Raw genomic sequence first — 25,085 nt, 5'->3', positions numbered from 1 at the left:
TCGACGAAATACCACCGACCGGTACCGGCCCACCCCGAATGAGACCCGACCCGCGCGCGAGCGGCACAAGGCCCACGTCGGAACAGCCGCCCCAGTAGGGAACGCCCCACCCACAGGCGTGGCACTCCCGAACAGGAACTGGTCGGACGGCATCCCATCACGGGATGACTCTTAGGGGCAGTCCTCGCTTGCGGTCGCTGGGCTCGCGTACGACGTGTGCGCGCTGCAACACCACGAACCAGTACATGCTCCTACACACTCACACACGCTCCTGCACATCCGAAAACGAACAGTTCCCCACCCCGGATGAGGTCGCCGGAGCGATATGGGAGGAGGGCGGGGATCGCCCTGACCGGACGACCGTCACACCGCCCGCCCCCTGTCAGACCGCCCCGGCGCCCCATCGATGCACCCCGATCAGCAGGTTCGCCGCCCACGGCCCTTCCTGCTCAGCTGTGCCACTCCACCTTGAAGACCCAGACGTACCGGCCCGCCTTCCGGGCCGCCTCCGGTACGTCGATCACCAGAGAGCCACCCCGTGTGGTCCAGGTCAGTGGCCGGTCGTGGCCGAGCATGGTCACCTTGTCGCCGCTGCGGACCGGCACCGGCGCCTCGACGGTCAGGGTGCTGCCCGGTTCCGCCAGCGAGTGGATGTAGAACGCCTCGTTCTCCCGGACCGTGAAGCGCAGATCCTCGCCGAGCTGCGCCATGCGCGACCAGTAGGTCGTGTCGTAGACCGCCTCGCCGTTGGTCCGCAGCCAGCGGCCGGTCTCGCGGAGCCGGGTCTGCATGATCTCCGGAATGGTGCCGTCGGCGCGCGGGCCGATGTCGAGGAGGAAGTTGCCGTTCTTCGACACGATGTCGACCAGACTCTGCACGACCTCCTCGGCCGTCATGTAGCGATCGTCGGGGGTCGCCTTGTTGTAGCCGTAGCTGAAGGGATCGAGGCCCCGGCTCGCCTCCCACTTGGCGACGACGGTGTTGTCGTACGTCGTGTACTCGGGGGTCGTGAAGTCGTGGAAGGCGATGCCCGAGCGGTCGTTGACGGCCACCTCGTACGGCTTGGGCCGGTTCTTGCCGTGGTTGAAGAACTCGGCGAGGACGGTAAGGCTGTCGTTGGCGCCGCCGATGTCGCACCAAAGGACGGCCGGGTCGTAGCCGTGGATCAGCTCCAGCATCTGCCGGGCCTGGTAGTCCTTCACATAGTCCTTGCCCGCGGTGTATCCGGTGTACGGGAGCGGCTTCAGGGAGTACGGATTGCGCGGGCCGTGGCCCGTCCACGGGTTGTCGGGGTTGAACCACTCCGGCATCGAGAAGTACAGGCCGCGGTGCAGCTCGGGCGTGTACTTCCGGGACGCGTCGAATAGCTCGCGGACCAGGTCACGTCGCGGGCCCATCTTCACGGCGTTGCGGTCGGAGACCTTGGTGTCCCACAGGGCGAAGCCCTCGTGGTGCTTCGACGTCAGCACGTGGTACTGCGCCCCCGCGTCCCGGAACAGCTCCACCCAGGCCCGCGGGTCGAACCTCTCCGCCGTGAACATGGGGATGAAGTCGTCGTAGGCGAAGTCCTTGCCGTAGGTCTGCGCGTGGTACGCGTACACCGCGTTGTCCGGGCTCTGCATGTGGTTCCAGTACCACTCGGCGTACTGCGCGCCGACCGGCGACCAGGCGGGCACGGAGTAGACGCCCCAGTGGATGAAGATGCCGAACTTCGCGCGGTGGAACCAGTACGGCGCCTGGTGGCCGGCGAGCGACGCGTCGGTGGGCCGGTAGTCGGGCACCCCGAGGGTCAGTTCACGGGTGGCGGAGGTGACGCGCTGCCCTCGGCCGTGGACGGTCACCGTGCCGCTGTGTGCCGTGCCCGGCGTGGTGCTGGCGCGGTTGCGGATGCCGATGCGGACCCGGGCCTGTTCGCCGGGATCGAGGCGCCTGATCCGGGCCGGCTCGACAGTGCGGGCACCGGGTACGTCCACGCTCACGGCCACGTCGTCGTCGGCAAGGACGGGCAGGGTGCCCGCGTTGACCACCGTCGTCTCGACGCTCTGGGCGCCGCTGGACTCCAGGAGCGAAGGGGTCGAGTGTGCGTCGCGCAGGGCCAGCGCCCGTCCCTGGGCGGCGGGTTGCAGGGAGAGCGCGAAGATGTGCAGCGACGTCCTGCCGGCCTCGGCGGGGTTGGTGACGGGCAGCGTCAGGGCGACCGCCTCGCGCTGCGGGTCCATCCAGACCTCGGCCGTGCCGAGGCCCACAGGGTGCATGTCCTTGGTGCCGTCCGGTGTGTACCGGTACGGGACCGAGAGCGGGCCGCCCCCGCTGTACCAGTCGCTGCCGCCCAGACCGGCGGTCGCGGTGGAGCCGTCCGCGTAGTGCACGGTCGCCGTACCGGAGGCGTTGCCGTAGCTGCCCGCGGTGAGGAACAGCGCCGACAGGTAACGGCCTTTGGGCAGGTCGATGCGCTGGCCGAGGGCCACCACATTGTTCCGGGCGCCCGCGGCGGAGGACGCGAGGACGAAGGAGACGCCGTCCACGTCCACGCTCCCGGTGGGGAGTTCCTCGCCGGGGAAGGTGTAGCCGGAGCCGTCGAAGTCGCCGCCGCGGGCGGAGGCGGTGTCGATGCCATCGTTGTCGAAGTGGGCGTCGAGGGGGACGGGGACGGGTGCGGGGACGTGCACCCACTCGGGCCCGGGGCCTGCGGCTCCGCCGGACCGCGCGGCGGCGGGCGGGGCCGAGAGGGCGACGGTGGCGCCGGCGGCAGCCAGTGCGGCGGCACCGAGAACCTGACGTCTTGGATATGTGCTCATGAGCGCCTCCAATTCATCGGATGTCTGATGATTGAGCTGCCGCGGAAGACTGTCAATGGGGCCTGCAGCGACGGGATTTGAGGCAGTGATCGGATGTTCCCGCGTGGCGTGCCGACCGCGACGGCGACAGGCCTCGCCAGACTCTCGACGCGGTACCGCCCGGCAGTGCACAGTGCTCCTCGAACTCGCCAGTAAGTTCCCCCATCCACCACGCCGAGGACCGACAGGGAGCGCCCGTGACCACCTGGGCCGGCCGGACCGCCGCCGAGATCGCCGCCGCCGTACGCGAGAAGCGCGCCACGCCGCACGAGGTGGTGGCCGAACACCTGGCCCGGATCGAGCGGCTCGACGGCCGGGTCGGCGCCTTCCGCCGGCTGCGCGCGCAGGCCGCGCTCGCCGAGGCCGACGAGGTGGCCGCCCGCACCGATCTGGCCCAACTGCCCCTGGCCGGCGTGCCGGTGGCCGTCAAGGACAATCTGGCCGTACGCGGCGAGTCCACCCGCAACGGCTCGGCCGCGACCCCGGACACACCCGCGGACGACGACCACGTCACGGTGGCCCGGCTGCGCGCGGCGGGCGCGGTCGTCGTGGGCCTGACCAACGTGCCCGAACTGTGCGTGTTCGGCACCACGGAAGGGGTGCACGGGACCGCCCGCAACCCCTGGGACACCTCCCGTACGGCGGGCGGCTCCTCCGGCGGCAGCGCTGCGGCGGTGGCTGCCGGCATGGTGCCGATCGCGCTCGGCAACGACGGGATGGGCTCGCTGCGCATCCCGGCCGCCAACTGCGGACTCGTCACCCTCAAACCCGGCCACGGCACGGTCCCGGCGGGCATCGGCAACGGAGACTGGTTCGGCATGTCCGAGAACGGCCCGCTGGCGACGACGGTCGAGGACGCGCGGCTGATGTTCGAGATCCTGGCGGGCACGCAGGACACGGGCAAGCCGCGGAACGGTACGCACACGATCGCGCTCTCGCTCCGCAGTCCCCTGCCCGGCGTGACCGTGAGCCGGCCCTACGCGGACGCGACACGCGCGGCGGCCTCGCTGCTTGCGAAGGCGGGGCACGAGGTCCGGCCGGCCGACCCGCCGTACCCCTGGTGGCTCGGCACGACGTCACTGGCGCACTGGACGGCGGGGACCGCGGTCGACGCGGAGGACCTCGACGTACGGCGGCTGGCCCGGCGTACCCGGGTGCACGCGGCGGTGGGCCGCCGCTTCGTGGAGCGCGTGCGATCCGGCGACCGCCGCGAGCAGCTGCGCCGTGCCCTGGAGCCGTTCTTCGCTGCTCACGATGTGCTGCTCACTCCCGCACTCGCCCGCCGGGGTCCGGCAGCGGAGCCCTGGCACGAGCGGGGCTGGCTGCGCAACGTGCTGGCCAACACGCACTACTCCCCCATGACGCCTCCCTGGAACCTCACGGGCTGGCCCGCCATGTCGGTCCCCTTCGGCGCACTTCCGAGCGGCGCGCCCTGCGCCGTACAGCTGGTCGGGCAGCCGGGGTCGGAAGCGACACTCCTTGATGTGGCCGCACAGTTGGAGACGCTGCACCCCTGGCAGCGTACGGCGCCGCTGAGTTAGACCGGGTGCCCCGGGCCGGGCGCTGCCGGACTCACAAGGCCGCGCATCCCGCAGGCGTCCCAAGTGACGTTGCGCCGAGCCGCGGCTGTGGCGCCGGCGGGCCATCTCCTCTTCACCCGTTCCTCCCTGCATCGCGCAGTGCCGGCCGGCCTCGCATCGGCGCCGGAGACGGCGCGGGCCCCACCATCGCTGTTTCCGATCGCCGCCGGTGGGGACTCGGCCGGAAAGCTGGACGGACCGATGGCGGCGCAGCCCCGCCGCCATCGGATGCGGAAGGAAGATGAAGGTTCGTGAGTGCATACCTGAGTGAGAAACCCGTCGACCACCCGACCGAGTCGGGCTGGGCGCAGTCCCGCGACCAGCAGGAGGGCAGCCCTCGCACCTGCGTTTCGGCTGTCGGGGACGCGCCGGCACCCGAGATCTGCCGTGGCCCGGACTGGAACATCGTCAGGGGCGAGGACTGACGGACCACCGGGGGGTGTCGAACCGGTGCGCCAGGGGACTCGGAGGGCCGGTGCCGATCCCGGCACGCCAGACCTGAGGAGCGGGAGCATCAGGATGCGAGCACTGACCTGGCAGGGCCGGCGGGACGTGCGGGTGGAGACCGTCCCCGACCCCCGGATCGAGAAGCCCGACGACATCATCGTGCGGATCACGTCGAGCGGGATCTGCGGTTCGGACCTTCATCTGTACGAGATTCTGGGCCCCTATCTCGACCCGGGCGACATCCTGGGCCATGAGCCCATGGGCGTCGTCGAGGAAGTCGGACCGCAGGTGCACGCGCTCGCGCCGGGAGACCGTGTGGTCATCCCGTTCAACGTCTCCTGCCGTGACTGCTTCATGTGCGACCAGGGTCTGCACTCGCAGTGCGAGACGACGCAGGTCAAGGAGCGCGGAACGGGCGCCGCGCTGTTCGGGTACACGAAGCTGTACGGACAGGTGCCGGGCGGCCAGGCGGAATTCATGCGGGTGCCGTTCGGCAACAAGCTGCCCATCAAGGTGCCCGAGGGGCCGCCGGACGACCGCTACGTGTACCTGTCCGATGTCCTGCCCACAGCTTGGCAGGCGGTCGAGTACGCGGCGCTGCCGGAGGGCGGGAGCCTGGTCGTCCTGGGACTCGGTCCCATAGGCGACATGTGCACCCGGATCGCCCGGCACCGCGGCGCCGGACCGGTCATCGGGGTGGACCTGGTCGACGAGCGCCTGGAACGCGCGGCGGCGAACGGCGTCACCTGCTTCGATCTCCGGCGGCACGGAGGAAGCGACCTCACCGAGGCCGTACGGGACCTCACCGGCGGGCGGGGCGCGGACGCGGTGATCGACGCGGTCGGTATGGAGGCGCACGGAGCGCCGTTCGCCAAGGCGGCCCAGTGGCTGACCGGCCACCTGCCCGACGCCATGGCGCAGCCCCTGATGGAACACGCCGGTGTGGACCGGCTCGGGGCCCTGCACACGGCCGTCGACCTGGTGCGGCGCGGCGGCACACTGTCCGTCTCGGGGGTGTACGGCGGGGCCGCGAGCCCGATGCCGCTGCTGACGATGTTCGACAAGCAGATCCAGGTGCGCATGGGCCAGGCGAACGTCTGGAACTGGGTGGACCGGATCCTCCCGCTGCTCACGGACGACGATCCGCTCGGCGTGGACGGTTTCAAGACCCACGCCGTACCGCTGGAGGACGGTCCCAAGGCCTACGCGATGTTCCAGGCCAAGGAGGACGGGATGATCAAGACCCTCCTCAAGCCCTGACGACCCGCCTCGTGCGCGCCCGTCCCCGATCGCGCGCGAACCCACTACCGAGCTGGAGCACCCATGCCCACCACGCTGTCGGATCACGACCTCAGAGAGATCGCCGACCGGCTCACCGCCGAGGCGGACACGCTGCGCGTGGAGCTCTCGGCGGCCGAGGCGAAGATGCCCGCGCTGTACACGGACTGTGACCTCGACGCAGCCGACGTGGGCGCGCGGGTGACCGCGTTCGAGGCTCTGCGCGCGGACGCCGACCGTGCCCGGACCATGCTGGAGCGGGTGCTCGCCGCCCTGCACCAGGTGGGCACGCCCGGCTTCGGCCGGTGCACGGCCTGTGGTGCCGTGATCGACCGGGACCGGCTGCTGGCGGTACCACACACGCAGGTGTGCATCGACTGCGCCAGGGCCGGGGCGGGGGCGCGGGCCGAAGGGTCCTGAGCCCGCCGACGGGCAGCCGAGGCGATCGCGCCGTCACTTCTATGGAGGAGTGGCGGCGCCATCGGCTTCCCCGGGCCTTGGCCTTGGCCAGGGCCCGGTCCGCCGGTCGGCACGAGACGGCCTATCAGACCTCTCGTGGCTCCAGGGGGCGGGTGGCCGGGCCTTGCAGGACACGTCCGTCGAGTCCGAAGCGCGAGCCGTGGCAGGGGCACTCCCAGGCCTGTTCCGCACGGTTGAAGGCGACCAGACACCCCAGGTGGGTGCAGCGCGCCGACAGCGCGTGCAGCCTTCCGCCCTCGTCGCGGGAGACGGCACACACATGGGCACCGATGCGCGTGACCGCGCCCTCGCCCGGCGCGATGTCGTCGGCCGACGGTCCGGTCAGCGGCGGCAGCCGGTCCGCCACGAAGTGCTGGGCGACCTGTGCCTGGTGCCTGAGGAAGGCGGGCGCCTCCCGTACGACCGAGCCCACACGCCGCGGGTCGTAGAGCTTCGTCCACGGCGGCTCCCGTCCGTCGATCAAGGCGGACAGCAGCAGTCCCGCCATGATGCCCCCGCTGAGCCCCCAGCCACCGAAGCCGGTGGCCACATAGGTGTGGCGGCTCGCCGCGTGCAGGGGCCCCACCAGGGGCACCGTGTCCGTCGAGTCGTTGTCCTGGGTGGCCCAGCGGTAGGTGAAGTCGAGCGGCCCGAAGTGCTCGGTCGCCCAGTCGGCCAGTCGTGCGAAGTGCTCCTCGCTGTCCGTCGTTCCGGGTGTGAAGTGTTCGCCGGTGAGGATCAGCAGGCGTGAGCCGTCCCGGTACGGGGCGGTCCGGAGCGAGCGCGTGTTCTCCTCAGGCGTGAGGTACATGCCCCGGGGGGCGCTCCCGGTGTCGATCGGCGCTGTCAGCACGACCTCGCGGCGCGGGGAGAGGCGTGCGAAGAGCATCGCGCGGTCGAAGACCGGATAGTGCGTGGCCACCACCACGTCCCGCGCGGTCACCATGTGCCCGGCCTCGGTGCGCAGGCGGCAGGGTTCGCCCTCGTGCAGAGCGACCACACGGGTCCCTTCGTACAACTGTCCGCCGTGGCGCTCTAGCGCCTCGGCGAGTGCGAGCAGGTATGTGCGCGGATGGAACTGCGCCTGATCGGCCGCCCTGACGGCGCCCGCCACGGGGAAAGGCAGTTCGGTTTCGGTGACGAAGTCGGCGGCCAGCCCCGCCTCGCGCGCGGCCTCCGCCTCGGCGCGCAGCTGCGGAACGCGTTCCTGATCGAGCGCATAGGTGAAGGCCGGCGCGTCCTCCCAGTCGCAATCGATGCCGAGCTCGTCGACGAGTTCGGCCGCTCTGCCGATCGCCTCCGTCTGGGACCGGCCGTACAGTGCCGCGCCTTCGATGCCGCGGGTGCGGCGCAGGCGCTGGTACACGAGGGAGTGCAGGGCGGTGAGCTTCGCCGTGGTGTGGCCGGTGACGCCGGCGGCGAGACCGCCGGCCTCCAGCACGGCGACGCTGCGGCCGGCCCGCGCCACTTCCCAGGCGGTGCTGAGGCCCGCCATACCGCCTCCGACCACGGCCACGTCGACGGTGATGTCCTCCGTGAGGGCCGGTCGCGGCGTTCCGGGCGCCGTCTCGATCCAGTACGACGCCTGCCTGCCGGTGTACTCACTCATGGGGGCCGGGTTCCCCGAAGCGGATCTCCGATGCGCGGACCGCGTCAGGGCACCGCCAGTCGGGTGAACAGCACGTCGACGCACTCGCGGGCGCCACGGCGTGTCCGACGCGCGAGGCACCTCCCGCTCGGTACGCGTGTCGCCCTCAGAGCGCCCGGTACATGATGTGCAGCCCCACCCTGCCGAACCGGGGATGCTCGTAGGCCTCGGGAACGGTGCCGAGGATCGTGAAGCTGAGGGACTCCCACAGTCGTACCGCGGGGTTCGTCTCCACAACCGCGTTGAACACCATGCCGCGGTAGCCCTCGGCCCTCGCGACGGTCAGGACGTGTTCGGCGAGGGCACGCCCGACGCCGCGTCCCGCGCGGTCCGGGTCGACCATGAAGCCCGCGTTGGCGATGCGGGCGGCGGGGCCGGCGTAGTTGGGCGTGACGTAGGCGGAGCCCACGACCGCCCCGCTGTCGTCCTCCGCCACGTACACGTCCTTGCCCGGCGCCATCCACAGAGTGCGGGCCGCGTCCTCGGTGGTGTCCGGGTCCCAGGTGTAGGTCTCGCCCGAAGCGACGATCCGGTGCCAGAAAGGCCAGATCCGCGGCCAGTCGTCGGCCGCGGCTTGTCTGATCAGCATGGGCGCGAGTCTGGCACGCCCATGCTGTCAGCGATCACGACGGATCCAGCGAGCTCAGTCCACGCTCGGCAGGATGTGCGGTTCGGCCAGGTCGTCCTCGTAACCGGCCAGTCTGATGGGGGCCGAGCGGGCCCACACGTCCAGGCTGCCGAGCTTCTTCTCTGTTCGCCTGCCCCCGCGCTCCCCGCGTTCCTTGGGGCGCTGATCGTGATTCGTCTTCTCCGGTGTCACCGCGCACTCCTTATGTGTCGGGTAACCCTTGGGACGTACCGGCCCAGTCGGCCTGTGCTCTCGGCGTCCGCTCGGGTCTGAGTCAAGAACTGTTCGGACGCGGTGGCGCCGGCTACTCGTACGAGAGCAGGCCATGGTGATCGGCTTGTCCCGGGGCGGACCGTGGGGTGTGGGTAGCACCCCAATGGCTGTCCGCACCGTCCAGATTAACCAAATGAGCGGACGTCCGCTCGATGGGGCTGAAACAACCAGGTAACTGTCTTGGGTCATCCGGCACTCATTCGGCCGTGTTCTCGGGCGATTGGATGGCAATCGCCCCTTTTGCAATCCACCCATTCGGCGCAATTCTCGAACTGCTCACCGGTACGGCAAGTGTACGGACCGTGCTCAGTTCAAGTCCCGTTGGCCGCGTCGCAAGCTCGCCATGATCTGCTGCAGTCCGGCAACGGCTTTTCTCGCGGGAGGACTGACGCATGGAGCTGCGCAGCGTCGAGGAGCTGATGGATCTGCTGCACGCCTGCCGGGGTGCGTGGGACACGCCGGATCGCAGTGGCGACCCGGTCGATCTTCACGACCACGCCCTGCAGACCGCCGCACTGCTGCGCCGGAGTCACCCCGCCGACAAGGAACTCCAGGTGGCGGGTCTGGTGCACGACATAGGCCACCTCCTGCGGCCGGGCGACGACGCCGGGCACGCGGACCACGCGGCCGACGCGGTACGGACGCTGCTCGGCGAGCGTGTCTCCCGCCTGGTACGCCTGCATGTGGCCGCCAAGCGCTATCTGGCCACGGTCTCGCCGGGGCGCGGGCTGTCCCCGCAGAGTGCACTCACCATGGCCAGGCAGGGCGGGCCCATGTCGCGTGCGGAGGCGATGGCGTTCGAACACGACCCGCTGGCGGAGGACGCGGTCACCCTGCGTCAGGCGGACGACGCGGCCAAGGTGACGGGCCTGGACGCCGGGGTGATGGAGGACTGGCGGACGGTACTGGAGCTGGTGGCGGCCAGGCACGCCCGGCTGGGGGCCGTGGACTGAGCACGAGCACGGCCCGTTTGACGGCTGTGGACTGAGAAGCGCGCCGACACGCCGCGTGCTGGGCTCCCGAGCCCAGGCAGGCACGTCCGTGGAGCGCGCGGCGGCCCGGGGCGAGTCACCCCACCGGACAGGGTGCGACACGCTGCCGTCGGCCCAATCGGCCGCGTGGAGCGTCCGGCCGTTCACACTGTGCGAGGTGCGCCGCCGACACGGAATCGCCCTGGCATATGGCCGCGTGATCGGCAGGTGGATTACGGGCCATGCCGGCTGGTGTCTGGGCGCGTCCCTGGTCCTGCATCTTCTGGCCACCGTCCTCTTCTCCCCCGAACCGCTGGATCTGCGGGTCTACCGGGAGGCCTCGCCCCTGGTGCTCTCCGGCGGTCTGTACGACTACCGGCTGCACACAAGTCCGCCGATCCCCGTGCTGCCCTTCACCTATCCGCCGTTCGCGGCCCTGGTGTTCCTGCCGCTCGCGCTCCCGCCCTGGGCGGCTTTGGTCGTCCTGTGGCAGGCGGCCTCGGTGGCGGCTGTGGGCGTGATCTGCCTCTGCGCCGACCGGCTCCTGCACCCGGACCGCGACAGCTCCGCGAGGTCCCGTGTCCTGGTGTGGACGGCGGCGGGCCTGTGGCTGGAACCCGTGCGGCACACCCTGGACCAGGGCCAGGTCAATCTACTGCTGGCCGCCCTGGTCCTGGCGGCGCTGGCGGTGTCCCGCACCGCGAGGACCCGGGGAACGGTTCTCGGCCTGGCGACCGCGGTGAAACTGACTCCGGTCTTCGGCGGCCTCTACCTGCTGGCGACGCGACAATGGCGGGCGGCCCTCTGGGCACTCGTCGCCGCGGGCGGCGCCACGGCCCTGGGCTGGGTGATCGCCCCACGGGAGTCGGCCCGCTACTGGTTCCGTCTGGCGAAGGAAACCCAGCGCATCGGCCCGGCGTGGTCCGTGCGCAACCAGTCGCTGCGGGGCGCACTCGACCGGCTCCTCGGGCACGACACCGCGGCCTCCGGCGCATGGTGGGCGGTCCTCGCGCTGGTGACCGTGCTCACGGCGTGCGTCCTGTGGAAGGCCGGGCGACGCGGGGACCTGCTCGGCGTCCTGGTCACCGCCGAGTTGTACGGGCTACTCGTGTCCCCCATCTCGTGGAGCCACCACTGGGTCTGGTGCCTGCCGGCCATGATGTGGCTCACCCACGGACCCGCCCGGCGCCGGCCCCTCAGCCGCGTGGCGCTGGCGGCGTGGACCGTCGCCACCGCCACACGACTGGTTCCGCTGCTGATCCGCGTGGAGGACCGCCTGCCGCAGCACAGCCCGTACCCGGCACTTCTGGCCTGGCCGGGCACGGCCTACGCCGCGTGCGCGCTGCTGACCATCCTCGCCGTCGCCACCACCCGCGAAGAGGCCTCCGGCAGACGGGCGGATCAGCGGGAGCCCGCGGCCTTCGGTGCGTAGAACCGGTCGCGGACGCGCCGCAGCCAGCCCTCGGCCGCCGACTCGTCGGGCCGCAGCGGCAGCGCGCTGCGCGTGTCGTCGAAGGCGTTCTCGTAGTACCGGAGCAGAGACCGCGCGGCCGCGGCGTCCGCGGCGACGCGCTCACCGAAGTCGTGGTACGCCTGCGGGTTCTCGACGCGAATGGTCAGACGTCCGGTCGCGTACAGTTCCAGACCCTGGTGGCACAGCCGCTTCAGGTGACGGGCGTGTTTGGCGGTGCGTCTGCGCGTCTCCGCCGAGACGGGTCCGGCGCCGCGCGCCTCGAGCCTCCTGAATTGCTGCCCGGCGTAGCCGAGATAGGCGTCCCGGACCCGCTGGGCGCACAGCAACGACGTACGGATGCCGGTCAGCTCGTCACCGAGCGGGGTGCGCACCTCGTACAACTCGGCAGGCAGCCAGACCAGTTCCATCACAGTCGGATTGCCACCGAGAGCGAGCCGGCACCACTTCGCCGCCTCGTGGAAGGTGCGGTCGGGGGCCGTGCCGACATGGGACTCCTTCGGCCGGTGCAGGCCGTGCAACTGTTCCGTGGGTGCGGCGAACACGCCGAGCCGGTCCACGTCGGACCCCGCATGGGCGAGTCCGTACGCGGTCGAGCCGACGATGCCGGACAGCAGGACGTTGGGGACGGTCACGTTCGGCCGCCTTCCTCGGTTCGAGCGATCGCGACGGCTCCGGGCCGGGCCCGGAGGCGCGAGCCGCCCCCTCCGGCATCCGGACGAACTCCGCGGAACGCGGCTCATGCGCGAGAGGCTATGCGCCGACGGTCGGGCGGTGCCAATGATTTTCGCACTCACATACGCCATCGCCGCCGGTCGACGGCGGAACCAGCGGCAGAACGTCGTACGTCCCGGAGACCTCTCCGGGACGTACGACGTTTACGACCGGCTGCGGTCACCCGCGCCACATCACATATGACGTCACGCGCACCACCTCACTCGTGACCGCGACCTCGACCTGATTCCCTCACGGGAACAGCGCGATCCCCACGGCGATCAACAGGACGATGCAGGCGATCAGGCCTACCGTGGCCCAGGTCCCGCGGTGCTTCACCGGGGCGGGCCGGCTCCCGCCGCGCGGCCGGTCCTCCGGCAGTGCGGCATTCACCGGACGGTCGGACGAATAGAACTGCTCGTCGCTCGGATACACGTTGCGCGGGTCTCCGGCGGCGCGTGGATCGATCTCGTGCGGCATGGCCATGAGAACTCACTCCTTGCGCGGTGCTCACGAGAGTCCGAGTTCCCGCCCGGCGCCGGGTCATGCCCCACGGATGGCGCATCGCCGCCCTCGGGAGCCCGCCCGGTGTCACCACTTGCCGGGCGCGTAGTCCTTCAGGAAGACGCCGTACAGGTCCTCGCCCTGCTCGCCGCGCACAATCGGATCGTATACCCGTGCCGCTCCGTCGACGAGATCGAGCGGAGCGTGGAAACCCTCGTCTGCCAGGCGCATCTTGTCAGGATGCGGGCGCTCGTCGGTGATCCATCCGGTGTCGACGGCGGTCATCAGGATCCGGTCCCGCTCGAACATCTCCGCGGCGCTGGTGCGCGTGAGCATGTTCAGGGCGGCCTTGGCCATGTTGGTGTGCGGGTGACCGGCGCCCTTGTAACCGCGACTGAAGACGCCCTCCATCGCGGAGACGTTCACGATGTACGTGCGCCGGGCAGGGGAGGCGGCCAGTGCCGTCCGCAGACGGCTGATCAGGATGAAGGGCGCCGTCGAGTTGCACAGCTGCACCTCCAGCAGCTCGACCGGCGTGACCTCCTCCACCGGCTGGATCCAGGTGTTGGTGTCGTGCAGATCGGGGACGAGGCCGCCGGCGTCGATCGCCGTACCGGCCGCGATCCGCTCCAGGGAGGCGGAGCCGGAGACCAGGGCGAGGTCGGTCACGTCCTGCGCGGTCAGCGCACCGCCCCCGGCCACCGGCAGAGCGGCCACGGCCCCGGAGCCGAACGTGCCGATGACCTCGGCGGACGGCAGCTCACCCGCCGGCAGCGGCGCGGACTCGGCGGACACCAGCTCGCTGTAGGCCTGCGGTGAGCGGCGTACGGTCTGGGCGGCGTTGTTGATCAGGATGTCCAGCGGGCCGTCGGCGGCCACCGAGTCGGCCAGCGCCACCACCTGGGCCGGGTCGCGCAGGTCGATGCCGACGATCTTCAGCCGGTGGATCCAGTGGTCACTGTCGGGCTGGGCCTTGAACCGGCGGATCGCGTCGTTCGGGAAACGCGTGGTGATCGTGGTGTGGGCGCCGTCCCGCAGCAGCCGCAACGCGATGTACATGCCGATCTTGGCGCGGCCACCGGTGAGCAGGGCGCGCTTGCCGGTGAGGTCGGCGCGGGCGTCGCGACGGGCCCGGTTCTCCGCGGCGCACTGCTGGCAGAGCTGGTGGTAGAAGTAGTCCACCTCGACGTAGCGCTGCTTGCAGACGTAGCAGGAGCGCGGGCGCTTGAGTATCCCGGCGATCTGGCCCGCCTCGGTGACCGACGACGGCAGGATGCCCTCGGTCTCGTCGTCGATGCGCTGCGCGGAGCCGGTCGCCGTGGCCTCGGTGACCTCCTTGTCGTGGGCCGTCTTGGCGGCCCGGCGCTCCTGGCGGCGGCGCTGCTTGACCATGCGGTAGATGTGCGAGGTGGCCCGGCGCACCTTGATCGCGTCGGGGTGGTCGACGTCGATGCCGTCGAGTTCCTCCAGGACGCCGAGACAGACGGCCAGGCGTTCCGGGTCGATGCCGGGCCCGTACGACATCTCGTCCATGACCTCCGGGCCGACGCCCGTCAGGCCGTCCTCTGTCACCGTCATCGCGCTGCCGTTCCTCGCTCACCTGCGCAGCGCTCCGACCGCGCTCGCCTCCGAACAGAGAATTTTACGGAGCGCCGGGCCGGGTCTCCAAACCCGCGAAGATCAGCACAATTGCGAGCGGACCCGCGAGGCCGCGCGGGACGCCCGGCCGGAAACCCCGGACGGGACGGTTCCGGCCCTGCGGACGCCCCACTCGACCCTCTCCACCAGGGGCCGGGCAGCCCCGAGGGCGGCCGTGCAGCGCACGGCCGCCCTCGGTCCGGCCACGGACGGCCCGCTCAGGCGCGGCAGGCCGCCAGCAGCGTCTCCATCTCCTCCGGCACCGCCTGGGCGAGCCGCTCCAGGTCCGGTACCGCCCGGGCGTCGGCGACGAGCCCGTAGTGGACGCGGCCCCGGTACGTGGAGACAGCCACCGCCAGCGACTGGCCGCTGGCCAGCGGGGCCAGCGGGTACACCTCGGTGAGCGGGTTGCCGCCGAGCTTCAGTCCGAGGCTGGGCAGCGGCACGCTGGTGACCAGGATGTCGAACCAGAGCCGGGCGGCCTGGCTGACCAGTGGTCCGCCCAGCCTGTGGCCGAGGGCCGGTACGTGGTCGGCGAGCAGCGCCACGGCACCCGCGCCCCGGTTGGGCCCGGCGTCCTTGTTGCGGTCCATGGCCGTGCGCACCGTCCGCAGCCGTGCCAGCGGGTCCGGGTCGGCCACTGGAAGCCGTATCAGATAGCCGGAGAGCCGGTTGCCCTGTGGGTGCGCGCTGCGCGGACGGCGGTTGGAGACGGGGATCAGGGCGCGAGGCTCGACGCCCGCGCTGCCGTCGCCGCGCTCGTCCAGCCAGCGGCGCAGCGCGCCCGCCACGACCGCGATGAGGACGTCGTTGACGGTGCCCCCCGCCGACTTGCGCACCCGGTGCACATCGTCGAGCTCGATGACGACGCCGGCGGTACGGCGGGTGCCGCTCGGCTCGGAGGTGAGCGCGGACGACGAGCGCATCCCGAAGGTGGACAGGGCGACGGAGGCACCGATGTCCAGAGCGCGGCCCATGTCGGCGAGGGTGCCGCGCAGGAGGGCCGGGAGTCTGCGCACGTCGGGCAGAAGCCGGCGGGGGGGCTCCTGGCGGCGCGGCCGGGGAGCCGGCAGATCCATCGGGTCCATGACCGCGGCGGCCAGTGTCAGGGCGCGCAGTCCGTCGGCGAGCGCGTGGTGGAACTTGAACAGCACGGCGAAGGAGGTGCCGTCCTCCCCTGGTAGCACATGCGCCTCCCACGGCGGCCGGCCGCGCTCCAACGGGCGTTCCATGAGCCGTCCGGCGGCCGCATGGAAGTCGTCGGTGGGAGCGTGCAGCCGCACATGGTCGAGCGGGTCGAAGTCGGGGGCCGGTTCGCGTGTCGCCCCGCCCAGGGCGAGCGCGAGGCGTGCGGCGGCGAGGTCGCGCTTCATGCGTACGTCCGGCAGCCAGACGTCGCGGATCCGCATGCGCAGGCCCGGTACCGCGGCGGCGCGGGCGGCCAGCAGATCTGCGGCGTGGGCGCCCGCGGTGGGCGAGTTGCACGCGAACACACCGAGGGCACCGAGGTGCATCGGGTGCCGCGTGGACTCGATGTTCCAGAAGGCAAGGTCGAGTGGTGCGAGCAGGTCGGAAGTCAATGGCTTGCCTCGCGTCGACGACGGGGGAGCAAGAAAGTCAACCGCCCAGGGGCGATTACGGTCAAGTACGATCAAGCTACGTACAGTTAACGGCAGATTAAGTTCCGCCCTAGTGAGAAGGACGGGACTCAAGCGACGCAAGAGGTCACATCAGTGCAGGTGGCGCCGCGTCAGGTGACGTACCCCACCCGGACGGCCGAGCCCCGACGATGAACTCCAGCCGGCTCGGACGGAGCAACGTGTCGGTGGTGACGTACGTCTGTTTGTACGCCGTTCCGTTGACACGCACGCCATGGACGTACCGCTGGGTGTCCGAGGTGCCGGGCGCGGTGATGGTCAGACCGCCGCCCGGGTAGTACGCCCGGTCCAAGACCAGGTCGACCCGGTCGAAGACCGGCGTGGTCAGTCCCCAGGTGCGGTAGCCGGGCTGCACCGGGAAGATCCCGATCGACGAGAAGACGTGCCAGGCGGACATCGTGCCGAGGTCGTCGTTACCGGTCATACCGGTCGGCCCGTCCGTGAACAGGGTGAGCGCCGCGTGCACCACGTCCGTCGTCTTCCACGGCTGGCCGGTGGAGAGATAGGTGTACGGGGCGATGAGGTCGGGCTCGTTCTGCGGGTTGTACTTGTCCGCATTGTAGTAGGCGTACGGCCCGTTCACCCACACCTTGCGCGCGGTCCCCGCGGGGTCCTTGAGCAGTTGGTCGTAGGCGAAGAAGGCGTCGAGCCGGTCGTTGGCCGCACGCTCGCCCCCGATGAGGCTCACCATGCCGCGCAGGTCCTGCGGCACGAGCCACTGGTACTGCCAGGCGCTGCCCTCGTGGAACCCCTCGCTCCTGGCCGGGTCGGAGGGTCCGGCGAAGGCCCCGGAGGCGTCCCGGGCGCGGAAGAAGCCGGTGGAGGGGTCGAAGATGTTGCGGTAGTTGCGCGACCGGGCGGCATAGCGCGCGGCGTCCGCGCGATGCCCGAGATCTCGTGCCATCTGGGCGAGCATCGCGTCGGAGAGCGCGTACTCCAGGGTCACCGATCCGCCGTGGTGGTAGTCCGAGTCGCCGGGCTTGGTGTACGGGCGGCCCTTGATGTACGGCGCGAAACCGTGGGCGATGTACTCCCGGTTCGCCTCCCGCCCCACGTACATGGTGTCGGCGGGCGGGACGCCGTCGGCGTTCTTCTTCAGCGCGCGGTAGGCCCGCTGCTCGTATCCCTTGAGCAGTCCCTGCTGGTAGGCGTTGGTGAGGAACGGGGTGACCGGGTCACCGCTCATGATGTTCGTCTCCACCGTGCCGAAGCCCCACTTGGGCAGCCAGCCGCCCTCCTCGTCGATCTTGAGCACGGAGATCGCCATGTCGCGCGCCTCACGCGGCGCGAGCAGGGACAGGAGCTGGGACTGGGTCCGGTAGGTGTCCCACAGGGACCAGTTCTGGTAGTACGTGAACCCCTGGGTCCGGTGGATCTTCTGGTCCCAGCCGGTGTAGCGGCCGTCGGCATCGCTGCCGACGTTCGGGGCGAGGAAGGACCGGTACAGGGACGAGTAGAAGGGGATCCGAAGAGCGGCGTTGCCGCCCTGCACCCGGACGTCGTCGAGTCGGTCCTCCCAGGCGCGCCGAGCGGCCTCCCGCACCTGGGCGAACGAACGCGCGGGTGCGGAACGGAGGTTGACCTCGGCCCCGCGCGGATCGACGTAGGACAGAGCGGTGGTCGCCTCCACGATGCGGTCGTGCCTCGCGTCGAAGGTGACGTAGGCGCCGTTGCGCCCGGGGCCCGACGACTTGGTCGCATCGGGGGTGATCGAGTCCTGGTACCACGTGCCGTGCGCGGTGAAGGGCCGGTTGAAACGGGTGACCGTGTAGACCGTGTAGGGCCGGGTGGACCGGCAGAAGCCGGTGCCCGTGATCGTGGTGCGCACGGTGCGGTCGTCGAGGATCTCGACCTTGGACGAGACGTTCTTGTGCAACGCCTGGCCCGCGTTGAGCAGGACATTGGCCTTGCCGGTCACCGGGAACGTGTAGCGCTGGACGCCGGTGCGATCGGTCGCCGTCAGTTCGGCCCGGATGCCTCCTCCGAGTCCGACCCGGTAGTAGCCGGGACTCGCCTGCTCGTCGTCATGACTGAACGTGGCCGCGTACTTGGCGTAGTCCGTCTCAGTGACGCCACCCGTCGTCGGCAGTACGGGCAGGTCACCTCCGATGGCGCAGCCGACACCGGAGAGGTGGATCAGGGAGAAGCCGCGGATCCGGTTCTGGGTGTAGTCGTAGCCGGTGCGGTGCCCCGTGTCCGGCGAGAGCTGCACCATGCCGAACGGCACGGCGGCGCCAGGGAAGGTGTTGCCTTCGTTCTGTGTGCCGATGAAGGGGTTGACCAGGTCGGTGAGCCTCCCGCTGGACGGCTGGGCGGCCTGGGCGGCCGGCGGGACGAACACGGCCGAGACAACCAGCGCACCCGCGGCACACAGGCGCAGACGCCAGGTCCATCTCATCTGGGAAGACCTCCGGAGGTTCGACATCGATGTCCCACATGGTGGTGGCGCGCTGTCGGTTTCCGGGGGAACCGGGGGGTTTATCCCTGGACGCGTCGCCCGGCACAGGGCCCCGGATGCGCGGGCCGCAGGCACCCGGCGTCCGGCGCGAGGAAGCGTGCCGGCCGGGAAGTCCTCTGCGCCCGGCCGGAGTTCACCGCCGGCGGCTCCGGGTCCCGTCACCTCCGCACCCACGACGGTTGCGCCAGGCCGGGCCGCACCCACGGCGGGCCGGCCGTCGCGATGGGCCGCCCCTTCCACGACCGAGCCGCTGTGCGGACCGGTCGGCCCGGGCTCATTGGCGACGATAGACGGCACGACGTGCGCCCCGCCTGCCGGGGAACCGGCCATGTGCGTCATTCGGGTGGCCGTGCCGGATCCCGGGAGTCCGCCGTCGCGGAGGCGGCGCCTTCGTGATCTACGGTTGGCTGCCGCAGGACCGGCCCTGGCCGGCACCTGCCCTGGGGTCCAGCGGGAAGGAGCCGGCAAGGACGCTTCCACAGGTCCGAGCCCGGCGGCTACCGGGCCGAACACCGGGCGGGACGCTCCGCGCCGTCAGTGCCTGCCTGCTCGCCATGGGGTCCGTCCGCGCGCAGCACGTGCCCGCGGCCGCCACCGGTCCGCACACCGCCGGCCTGTGCGCGACCGAGCCGAGTCGGAAATGCCGCACAGGGAGCTGGGTTGCTGCAAGGTGAGGTTGGTCCGGTAGGCGAGTACGAGCAGCAGGGCCCGTTCGGTAAATGGCAGCGCCCAGGGCGGCCCCGGCCCGTGTCGGGCTTTTGCTCCCACGGTTGCTCCATGAGTCGGTGCATCTGGGGCCCCGACAACCCGGTCCAGGCCCGGAGGTCAGCAGTGGTGCAGTGGGCGAGACGCAGGCGCATCACCGAGAGCATGGGGAGTCCCGCTGACCGGCTGCAGGAGCGTTGTCAGTGGCGGCAGTTAGCTTTGCTGCGATTGCCGAGCCGGAGCCCGCCGGACAGATCTCCGCACGCCGCGAGCCCAGAAGGAGGTGGGAAAGTCCGTGAACACGAGTCTGGTTGATGCGGCGCCCGCTTCCGCGGCTACGCCCCTTCGCCGCTTCCGCGGGAAGAACAAAGGTGAATGCTGGAAGCGGGGCCAGGATGACGAACTGGCCGTGATCCGCCTGCCTTTGGACGTGCACCGTCTTGACGACCTGCAGCGTGTGGCGAACCTGTACTCGGCGATGTGGGCGGTCAAGTGTGCCCTGCAGCGCGATGCCCGCGCTGCGGTCGACGCGTACTGGGCTGGCGACGTGCGCCGGGGAACGGACACGAAAGCCTGGCGACAGGCGTTGGGCTTGTCCCGTGAGGGGATGGAGCGCCGCGGCTACCGGCACATGGAGAGGTCCAAGCACCTGGGCCACCATGTGACGAAAGCTTTGGTGATGCATCAGGCCGACGAGGTGTGGGAGAGCGTAGCCCGCCACCTTTTTCCTGATGCGACCGGACGCAGGTTCGGCCGGCCGAAGACCGGGGCTTGGTGGGACTACACCCGAATTCCCGGACGTGCCCGCTCGCACACCACCGCGCGGAAGTGGGAGACGTTCCGCCTCCACGGCACCCTCGCCGGGCACCTCGCTGCCTACCAGCACCGAGGTCTCGGCTCAGCAGTTACAACGCCGGAGCAGGCCGCCGCGCTGCCGTCTGGCACGCGTGTCCTCCAGCAGCCCCGCCGCCTACCCATACCCGCCCGGCCCCTCGGCCGCGTGCCGACCGGCGAGGACACGTCGAAAGGCGCGCCGAAGACCCGTGCGGCAACTTGGTGGGACCACACCGGCCCCCTTGCCGTCGTCTTCACCGGCGGCGCCGACTCCCAGCGCGGCGATCTCATAGTCCCGGTCCGCCTGCTTTCCGGCGCCGGCCGCTGGCCTCGCCTTGTGCACTTTCTCAACAACCCGGAGACCTGGCGCAAGGTCGATCTCGTTCGCCGCCGCGACACCTGCGCACCCGGGGGCTGGGCGTATGAAGCCCATCTGGTGGTGCTCACCGCCGGATACGCATCGCCGGGCACCCGCGCGCGCCGCAAGACCGCGGCCGAACTCGGCCGGGTCGGTGGGATCGACGGCAACGTCTCCAACCTGTCCGTCGTCTCCTTCCCCGGCACGTTCGACCCCGGCGACGGGCCACTCGTCGCGACCCGGGTCGCACCCACCGCCGGTGAGCTCGCCGTACTCGAGAAAGCCCGACGCAAGGAACGGGGCCGTAAACGCGCTCTCGACCGGTCCCGCCGGGCAACGAACCCCCGCCAATACGGCATGTCGCAGCGACAGCAGACCCGAACCGAACGCCGCCACGCTGCGGGACTGCCTGAACGCAACGTTCAGGTCCCCGGCGGTGCTCGGGCCGCAAACAAGGCCGGTGTGCCCAGGCAGGCGTACCGGCGTGATGACCTGTCGGCGGGCTACCGCCTCAACCGGGCCCGCCTCGCACAAGCCGCGGCAACCGCAGCCGCGGCAAAAGACCACCGCGCCCGCCGCATCGCCGAGCACATCATCGACGACCACGGAGCCAATCTCGTCGTCGAAGACTGCGACATCCGCGCCTGGTACCGACTGTGGGGCAAAGTCCTGCAGGCCACCACCCCCGGCCGTCTGATCACCGCCTTCGGCCGGGAGTGCGAGAAGGCCGGCGGACGGATGCTGCGCGCGTCGACGTTCACCACGAAGCTGTCCCAGACCTGCCTGTGCGGTGCCCAGGTCAGGAAGACACTCGCCGACCGAGTCCATCGATGCCGCGTGTGCGGACTTGTCGCCGACCGCGACATGGTCTCCGGTGCACTGGCCGCACATGTCCGGCTCACCGACCCTGACGACCCCAGCACTGCGGGCCTGGATACCGTCCAGGCCCGCACCACACAGATGCTATTCGCACAAGGGCTGCAAGAAGCCCTGTCGAGTCAACCGCAGCGCGGTGCCCGCCCCCGCAAGGGCCGCACCCACGCGGCAGCCCGCCGTCCGGGAACCCCCGGACGCCAGGCCTCTGCTCGGCAAAACACCACCGACCGGTACCGGCCCACCCCGAATGAGACCCGACCCGCGAACAAGCGGCACAAGGCCCACGTCGGAACAGCCGTCCCAGTAGGCAACGCCCCACCCAGCGGCGTCACCCCCGAACAGGAACTGGTCGGACGGCATCCCATCACGGGATGACTCTTAGGGAACCCGCTGCCCCTTGCCCAGCGCGATCACCCCGTCCTTGGACACCGTGTACAGCTCCGCGTCCCGCTCCGGATTGACACCGATCGTCGCGCCCGGCGGCACCTCGACGTTCTTGTCGAGGACGGCGCCGCGCACGATCGCCCCACGCCCGACATGCACGTTGTCGTGCAGCACCGACCCCTGGACGACGGCGCCCGGGTCCACCACGACGCCCGGCGACAGCACCGAACGCGTCACCTGGCCCCGGATCAGGCATCCGGCACTGATGATCGACTCGCTGGCGATCCCGCCCGCGTTGAAACGGGCGGGCGAGAGCTGACCGGAGTGGGTGTAGATCGGCCAGCTGCGGTTGTAGAGGTTGAAGGCGGGGCGCTCTGCGATCAGGTCCATGTGCGCCTCGTAGTACGCGTCCAGGGTGCCGACGTCCCGCCAGTAGCCCTGGTCGCGGCTGGTCTCGCCGGGCACGTGGTTGGCGCTGAAGTCGTAGAACTGGGCCTCGCCGCGGTGGGTGAGCGCGGGCAGGATCGAACCGCCCATGTCATGCACGGAGCTCGGGTCCTCGGCGTCCCGCTGGAGTGCCTCGATCAGCGCCTTGGTGGTGAAGATGTAGTTGCCCATCGAGGCGTAGACGCACTCGGGGTCGTCGGGCAGACCGGGGGGATCGGCGGGCTTCTCCAGGAACCGTTCCACGCTCTGGCCGTCCGTGCCGGGGCTGATCACGCCGAAGGACGAGGACTCGGCCCGCGGCACCCGTATCCCCGCGACGGTCACGCCGGCGCCGCTGTCGATGTGCTGGGCGAGCATCTGCCGGGGGTCCATCCGGTAGACGTGGTCGGCGCCGAACACCGCGACGTACTCGGGCTGTTCGTCGTAGATCAGGTTCAGCGACTGCAGGATCGCGTCGGCGCTGCCCAGGTACCAGCGCGGGCCCAGCCGCTGCTGGGCCGGGACGGGGGTGATGTAGTTGCCGAGCAGACTGGACATCCGCCACGTGGTGGTGATGTGCCGGTCCAGCGAGTGCGACTTGTACTGCGTGAGCACGCAGATGCGCAGGATGTCGCCGTTGACGAGGTTGGACAGGACGAAGTCGACAAGGCGGTAGGTACCGCCGAAAGTCACGGCCGGTTTCGCGCGGTCAGCGGTCAGCGGCATCAGCCGCTTCCCCTCCCCGCCGGCCAGTACGATTCCCAGCACCGAAGGTCCACCGCGCCGCATGCCGCCGCCCCTCTACGCCCGGTTGTTCCGCTCTCTGTTCACTTACTGCCCTGTTCGAGGACTTCCTCGTACAGGCGAACCGTGCGGCGGGCCACCGTGTCCCAGCCGAACTTCCGGACCGCGCGCTCGCGTCCGGCCTCACCCATGCGCTTGGCGGCCACCGGGTCGGCGAGGACGGAGTCGAGGGCGCGTGCCAGATGCTCCTCGAAGTCGTCGTCCACGTCGACCAGCAGACCGGTGCGGCCGTCGTCCACGACCTCCGGAATGCCGCCGGTGCGCGAGGCCACCACGGCCGTGCCGCACGCCATGGCCTCCAGGTTGACTATGCCGAGCGGTTCGTACACCGACGGGCAGGCGAACACGGCGGCGTGGGTGAGGAGCTGGATCACCTCGGGACGCGGCAGCATCTTCGGGATCCAGTGGACGCCCTCGCGGCTCCGGCTCAGATCCTCGAACAGGTCGCGGAACTCGCGGTCGATCTCGGCCGTGTCCGGCGCACCCGCGCACAGCACGACCTGGACCTCGGGGTCGATGTTCCGCACCGCGCGCAGCAGTTGGGGCACGCCCTTCTGGCGGGTGATACGGCCGACGAACAGGACGTAGGGGCGGCTCGCGTCGATGCCGAGGCGGGTGAGGACGTCGGTCCCGTGGTCCGGCTGGTACAGCGCGGTGTCGATGCCGTTGTGCACCACGTGGACCCTCGCCGGGTCGAGGGCCGGGTAGCAGCCGAGGATGTCCTCGCGCATGGCGCCGGAGACGGCGATGACGGCGTCGGCGGCCTCGATCGCGGTGCGCTCGGCCCAGCTGGAGAGGGCGTATCCGCCGCCGAGTTGCTCGGCTTTCCAGGGGCGGAGGGGTTCCAGCGAGTGGGCGGTCATCACATGCGGGATGCCGTACAGCAGCTTGCCGAGGTGGCCGGCGAGATTGGCGTACCAGGTGTGGGAGTGGACCAGTTGGCGGTCGTCGAGGACGGCGGCCATGGAGAGGTCGACGGAGAAGGTGCGCAGGGCGTCGTTCGCGGTGTCCAGGGCGGGCCACGGTCTGTGGCGTATGACACCGCCCGCCCCGCCCTCGCCCCAGCAGTGCACGTCCAGGTGCGTGAGGGCGCGCAGCTCCCGGGCGAGGAACTCGACGTGAACGCCCGCGCCGCCGTACACGTCCGGCGGGTACTCCCGGGTCAGCAGGGCCACACGCACCCGGAACCCCCTGTCTCAGCGGCTGGTTCCCACATGGTCACCCACATACCCCGGTTGCGGAAGACCATCCGTATCTCAGTCTCGGCCCGGTGGGCGGTCGAAGCAGCAGTCGCCGCACACCGAGCCGCCCGGCAGCCGGTAGTACAGGCAGCAGCTGCGTCGGCGTCCGGTGGCGGGATCGAGGGTCCCGGCCAGGTCGGGATGGGCGAACAGCCCGGCGGCCAGCGCGCGGGCCCGCTCCCCCACCTCGGTACGGCCGTGCGCCCGCGCCCACTGGACGATCATGCGCGCGCTGCCTGCGAGGGCGGAGCCCGCGTTGCCCCACAGCAGCCCTGCGGGCAGGCGGTGGCGTGAACTCAGGGCGGCCACGAGCGGGACGAGGTGCTCCTCGCGTACCACCGCGTCCAGCGCCTCGGCAGGCAGCGGGCGCACCTCGCTCAGCCACAGGTCCTCGGGCGCGCTGCCGTCCGGATCCCAGTGGAGCAGCCGGGGATCGAGGTCGGGCACCCGCCCGTACAGCGCGGCGCAGCCGAGGGCGACGGAGCAGAGCCGGGCCGCCAGTCCCAGGTGGGCGATGGAGGCGGCGACCCGGGCTTCCGGCGCGCGCAGGCTCCGGGCGACCTTGCGGGTGCGAAAAGTCAACGGATCCCCGTAAACATCGGCTGCGGCATCGATTGCGGCGGGTGCGTACGCCTGTGCGAGGGTGGGCAGCGGGCCACGCGGCGGTTCCCCGGTGCGCAGTACGAAGAAGCCACCGAGTCCGCCCAGCGCGCCGAGTTGGGGGTCGAAGTCCACGAAAGTCAGTAGTACCAAGCTGTCCAGGGGCTTCAACCAGGGGGGATCCCGGCATTGTCACCCCTCTTGGGGAGGAGTGGAACCCGGTCGTACTCCATCGGCAGTACGACCCGATGCGTGCTCAGGTACGACGACGGGAAGAGCCGCGCACGGCATCG

At 70.7% G+C, this 25,085-nt stretch carries 19 protein-coding genes; 7 read left to right on the top strand and 12 right to left on the bottom strand.

The window, feature by feature from the left end; all coding sequences use genetic code 11:
• Positions 1 to 449: 449 nt before the first annotated feature.
• Positions 450 to 2,798 carry an alpha-L-fucosidase gene (locus ACWDA7_RS26325; protein ID WP_450606811.1) on the bottom strand — a complete coding sequence of 783 codons (2,349 nt, stop codon included), beginning with the start codon at positions 2,796 to 2,798 and terminating at the stop codon, positions 450 to 452.
• Positions 2,799 to 3,034: 236 nt separating this feature from the next.
• On the opposite strand from ACWDA7_RS26325, the gene ACWDA7_RS26320 reads away from it, so the two are divergent.
• From ACWDA7_RS26320 to ACWDA7_RS26305, 4 genes are all read left to right on the top strand, one after another.
• Positions 3,035 to 4,378 (top strand): amidase, encoded by a 1,344-nt coding sequence (locus ACWDA7_RS26320; protein WP_450606809.1) that lies wholly within the window; start codon positions 3,035 to 3,037, stop codon positions 4,376 to 4,378.
• A gap of 290 nt (positions 4,379 to 4,668) precedes the next feature.
• On the top strand, positions 4,669 to 4,842 hold the full coding sequence (locus tag ACWDA7_RS26315; RefSeq protein WP_450606807.1) for a hypothetical protein: 174 nt from the start codon (positions 4,669 to 4,671) through the stop codon (positions 4,840 to 4,842).
• Between the two features lie 94 nt (positions 4,843 to 4,936).
• On the top strand, positions 4,937 to 6,124 hold the full coding sequence (locus tag ACWDA7_RS26310) for an alcohol dehydrogenase catalytic domain-containing protein (RefSeq protein ID WP_450606805.1): 1,188 nt from the start codon (positions 4,937 to 4,939) through the stop codon (positions 6,122 to 6,124).
• Positions 6,125 to 6,187: 63 nt separating this feature from the next.
• Positions 6,188 to 6,562, top strand: a complete 375-nt coding sequence (locus tag ACWDA7_RS26305) for a TraR/DksA family transcriptional regulator (protein ID WP_450606803.1) — start codon at positions 6,188 to 6,190, stop codon at positions 6,560 to 6,562.
• 124 nt (positions 6,563 to 6,686) lie between these two features.
• Here ACWDA7_RS26305 and ACWDA7_RS26300 read toward each other — a convergent pair whose 3' ends face one another.
• The 3 genes from ACWDA7_RS26300 to ACWDA7_RS26290 all read right to left on the bottom strand — a co-directional run bounded on the left by ACWDA7_RS26300 (position 6,687) and on the right by ACWDA7_RS26290 (position 9,069).
• Complete coding sequence (locus ACWDA7_RS26300) at positions 6,687 to 8,210, bottom strand: FAD-dependent oxidoreductase (RefSeq protein WP_450606802.1); 1,524 nt, start codon at positions 8,208 to 8,210, stop codon at positions 6,687 to 6,689.
• 145 nt (positions 8,211 to 8,355) lie between these two features.
• Positions 8,356 to 8,838, bottom strand: a complete 483-nt coding sequence (locus ACWDA7_RS26295; RefSeq protein WP_450606800.1) for an N-acetyltransferase family protein — start codon at positions 8,836 to 8,838, stop codon at positions 8,356 to 8,358.
• Positions 8,839 to 8,892: 54 nt separating this feature from the next.
• Positions 8,893 to 9,069 (bottom strand): hypothetical protein, encoded by a 177-nt coding sequence (locus tag ACWDA7_RS26290; RefSeq protein ID WP_450606798.1) that lies wholly within the window; start codon positions 9,067 to 9,069, stop codon positions 8,893 to 8,895.
• Positions 9,070 to 9,542: 473 nt separating this feature from the next.
• On the opposite strand from ACWDA7_RS26290, the gene ACWDA7_RS26285 reads away from it, so the two are divergent.
• Together ACWDA7_RS26285 and ACWDA7_RS26280 are read left to right on the top strand one after the other, a co-directional pair.
• Complete coding sequence (locus ACWDA7_RS26285) at positions 9,543 to 10,103, top strand: inositol oxygenase family protein (protein ID WP_450606796.1); 561 nt, start codon at positions 9,543 to 9,545, stop codon at positions 10,101 to 10,103.
• 196 nt (positions 10,104 to 10,299) lie between these two features.
• Positions 10,300 to 11,553: a glycosyltransferase 87 family protein gene (locus ACWDA7_RS26280; RefSeq protein ID WP_450606794.1), complete on the top strand. Its 1,254-nt coding sequence runs from the start codon at positions 10,300 to 10,302 to the stop codon at positions 11,551 to 11,553.
• On the opposite strand, the gene ACWDA7_RS26275 is transcribed toward ACWDA7_RS26280, so the two are convergent.
• The 5 genes from ACWDA7_RS26275 to ACWDA7_RS26255 all read right to left on the bottom strand — a co-directional run bounded on the left by ACWDA7_RS26275 (position 11,523) and on the right by ACWDA7_RS26255 (position 18,504).
• On the bottom strand, positions 11,523 to 12,227 hold the full coding sequence (locus tag ACWDA7_RS26275; protein ID WP_450606792.1) for a nucleotidyltransferase domain-containing protein: 705 nt from the start codon (positions 12,225 to 12,227) through the stop codon (positions 11,523 to 11,525). The genes ACWDA7_RS26280 and ACWDA7_RS26275 overlap by 31 nt on opposite strands.
• Positions 12,228 to 12,558: 331 nt before the next feature.
• On the bottom strand, positions 12,559 to 12,792 hold the full coding sequence (locus ACWDA7_RS26270) for a hypothetical protein (protein WP_359391453.1): 234 nt from the start codon (positions 12,790 to 12,792) through the stop codon (positions 12,559 to 12,561).
• Between the two features lie 105 nt (positions 12,793 to 12,897).
• On the bottom strand, positions 12,898 to 14,388 hold the full coding sequence (locus ACWDA7_RS26265; RefSeq protein WP_450606790.1) for an SDR family NAD(P)-dependent oxidoreductase: 1,491 nt from the start codon (positions 14,386 to 14,388) through the stop codon (positions 12,898 to 12,900).
• Between the two features lie 278 nt (positions 14,389 to 14,666).
• Positions 14,667 to 16,028 carry a wax ester/triacylglycerol synthase family O-acyltransferase gene (locus ACWDA7_RS26260; RefSeq protein ID WP_450606789.1) on the bottom strand — a complete coding sequence of 454 codons (1,362 nt, stop codon included), beginning with the start codon at positions 16,026 to 16,028 and terminating at the stop codon, positions 14,667 to 14,669.
• 145 nt (positions 16,029 to 16,173) lie between these two features.
• A complete protein-coding gene (locus tag ACWDA7_RS26255) occupies positions 16,174 to 18,504 on the bottom strand; it encodes a GH92 family glycosyl hydrolase (protein ID WP_450606787.1) in 2,331 nt (776 codons plus the stop codon).
• Positions 18,505 to 19,564: 1,060 nt separating this feature from the next.
• Between ACWDA7_RS26255 and ACWDA7_RS26250 the strand changes: the two genes are divergently transcribed.
• Entirely contained in the window at positions 19,565 to 21,712 is a 2,148-nt protein-coding gene (locus ACWDA7_RS26250) for a transposase (RefSeq protein ID WP_450606785.1), read from the top strand.
• Positions 21,713 to 21,715: 3 nt separating this feature from the next.
• On the opposite strand, the gene glgC is transcribed toward ACWDA7_RS26250, so the two are convergent.
• From glgC to ACWDA7_RS26235, 3 genes are all read right to left on the bottom strand, one after another.
• Positions 21,716 to 22,936: a glucose-1-phosphate adenylyltransferase gene (gene glgC / locus ACWDA7_RS26245; protein WP_450606783.1), complete on the bottom strand. Its 1,221-nt coding sequence runs from the start codon at positions 22,934 to 22,936 to the stop codon at positions 21,716 to 21,718.
• Between the two features lie 38 nt (positions 22,937 to 22,974).
• A complete protein-coding gene (glgA, locus tag ACWDA7_RS26240; protein WP_450606781.1) occupies positions 22,975 to 24,132 on the bottom strand; it encodes a glycogen synthase in 1,158 nt (385 codons plus the stop codon).
• A 75-nt stretch (positions 24,133 to 24,207) separates the two neighbouring features.
• Positions 24,208 to 24,945: a (2Fe-2S)-binding protein gene (locus ACWDA7_RS26235; RefSeq protein WP_450606780.1), complete on the bottom strand. Its 738-nt coding sequence runs from the start codon at positions 24,943 to 24,945 to the stop codon at positions 24,208 to 24,210.
• Between the last annotated feature and the right edge of the window lie 140 nt (positions 24,946 to 25,085).

This window comes from Streptomyces sp. NPDC001156 (assembly GCF_053598275.1).
This window is presented reverse-complemented; position numbering and strand designations above follow the sequence as displayed.

Excerpts from the sequence above, each read along its gene's own strand:
- ACWDA7_RS26325 (WP_450606811.1), bottom strand. The coding sequence starts at position 2,798 with ATGAGCACATATCCAAGACGTCAGGTTCTCGGTGCCGCCGCACTGGCT.
- ACWDA7_RS26310 (WP_450606805.1), top strand. The coding sequence starts at position 4,937 with ATGCGAGCACTGACCTGGCAGGGCCGGCGGGACGTGCGGGTGGAGACC.
- ACWDA7_RS26305 (WP_450606803.1), top strand. The coding sequence starts at position 6,188 with ATGCCCACCACGCTGTCGGATCACGACCTCAGAGAGATCGCCGACCGG.
- ACWDA7_RS26300 (WP_450606802.1), bottom strand. The coding sequence starts at position 8,210 with ATGAGTGAGTACACCGGCAGGCAGGCGTCGTACTGGATCGAGACGGCG.
- ACWDA7_RS26295 (WP_450606800.1), bottom strand. The coding sequence starts at position 8,838 with ATGCTGATCAGACAAGCCGCGGCCGACGACTGGCCGCGGATCTGGCCT.
- ACWDA7_RS26285 (WP_450606796.1), top strand. The coding sequence starts at position 9,543 with ATGGAGCTGCGCAGCGTCGAGGAGCTGATGGATCTGCTGCACGCCTGC.
- ACWDA7_RS26270 (WP_359391453.1), bottom strand. The coding sequence starts at position 12,792 with ATGGCCATGCCGCACGAGATCGATCCACGCGCCGCCGGAGACCCGCGC.
- ACWDA7_RS26265 (WP_450606790.1), bottom strand. The coding sequence starts at position 14,388 with ATGACGGTGACAGAGGACGGCCTGACGGGCGTCGGCCCGGAGGTCATG.
- ACWDA7_RS26255 (WP_450606787.1), bottom strand. The coding sequence starts at position 18,504 with ATGAGATGGACCTGGCGTCTGCGCCTGTGTGCCGCGGGTGCGCTGGTT.
- glgC (WP_450606783.1), bottom strand. The coding sequence starts at position 22,936 with ATGCGGCGCGGTGGACCTTCGGTGCTGGGAATCGTACTGGCCGGCGGG.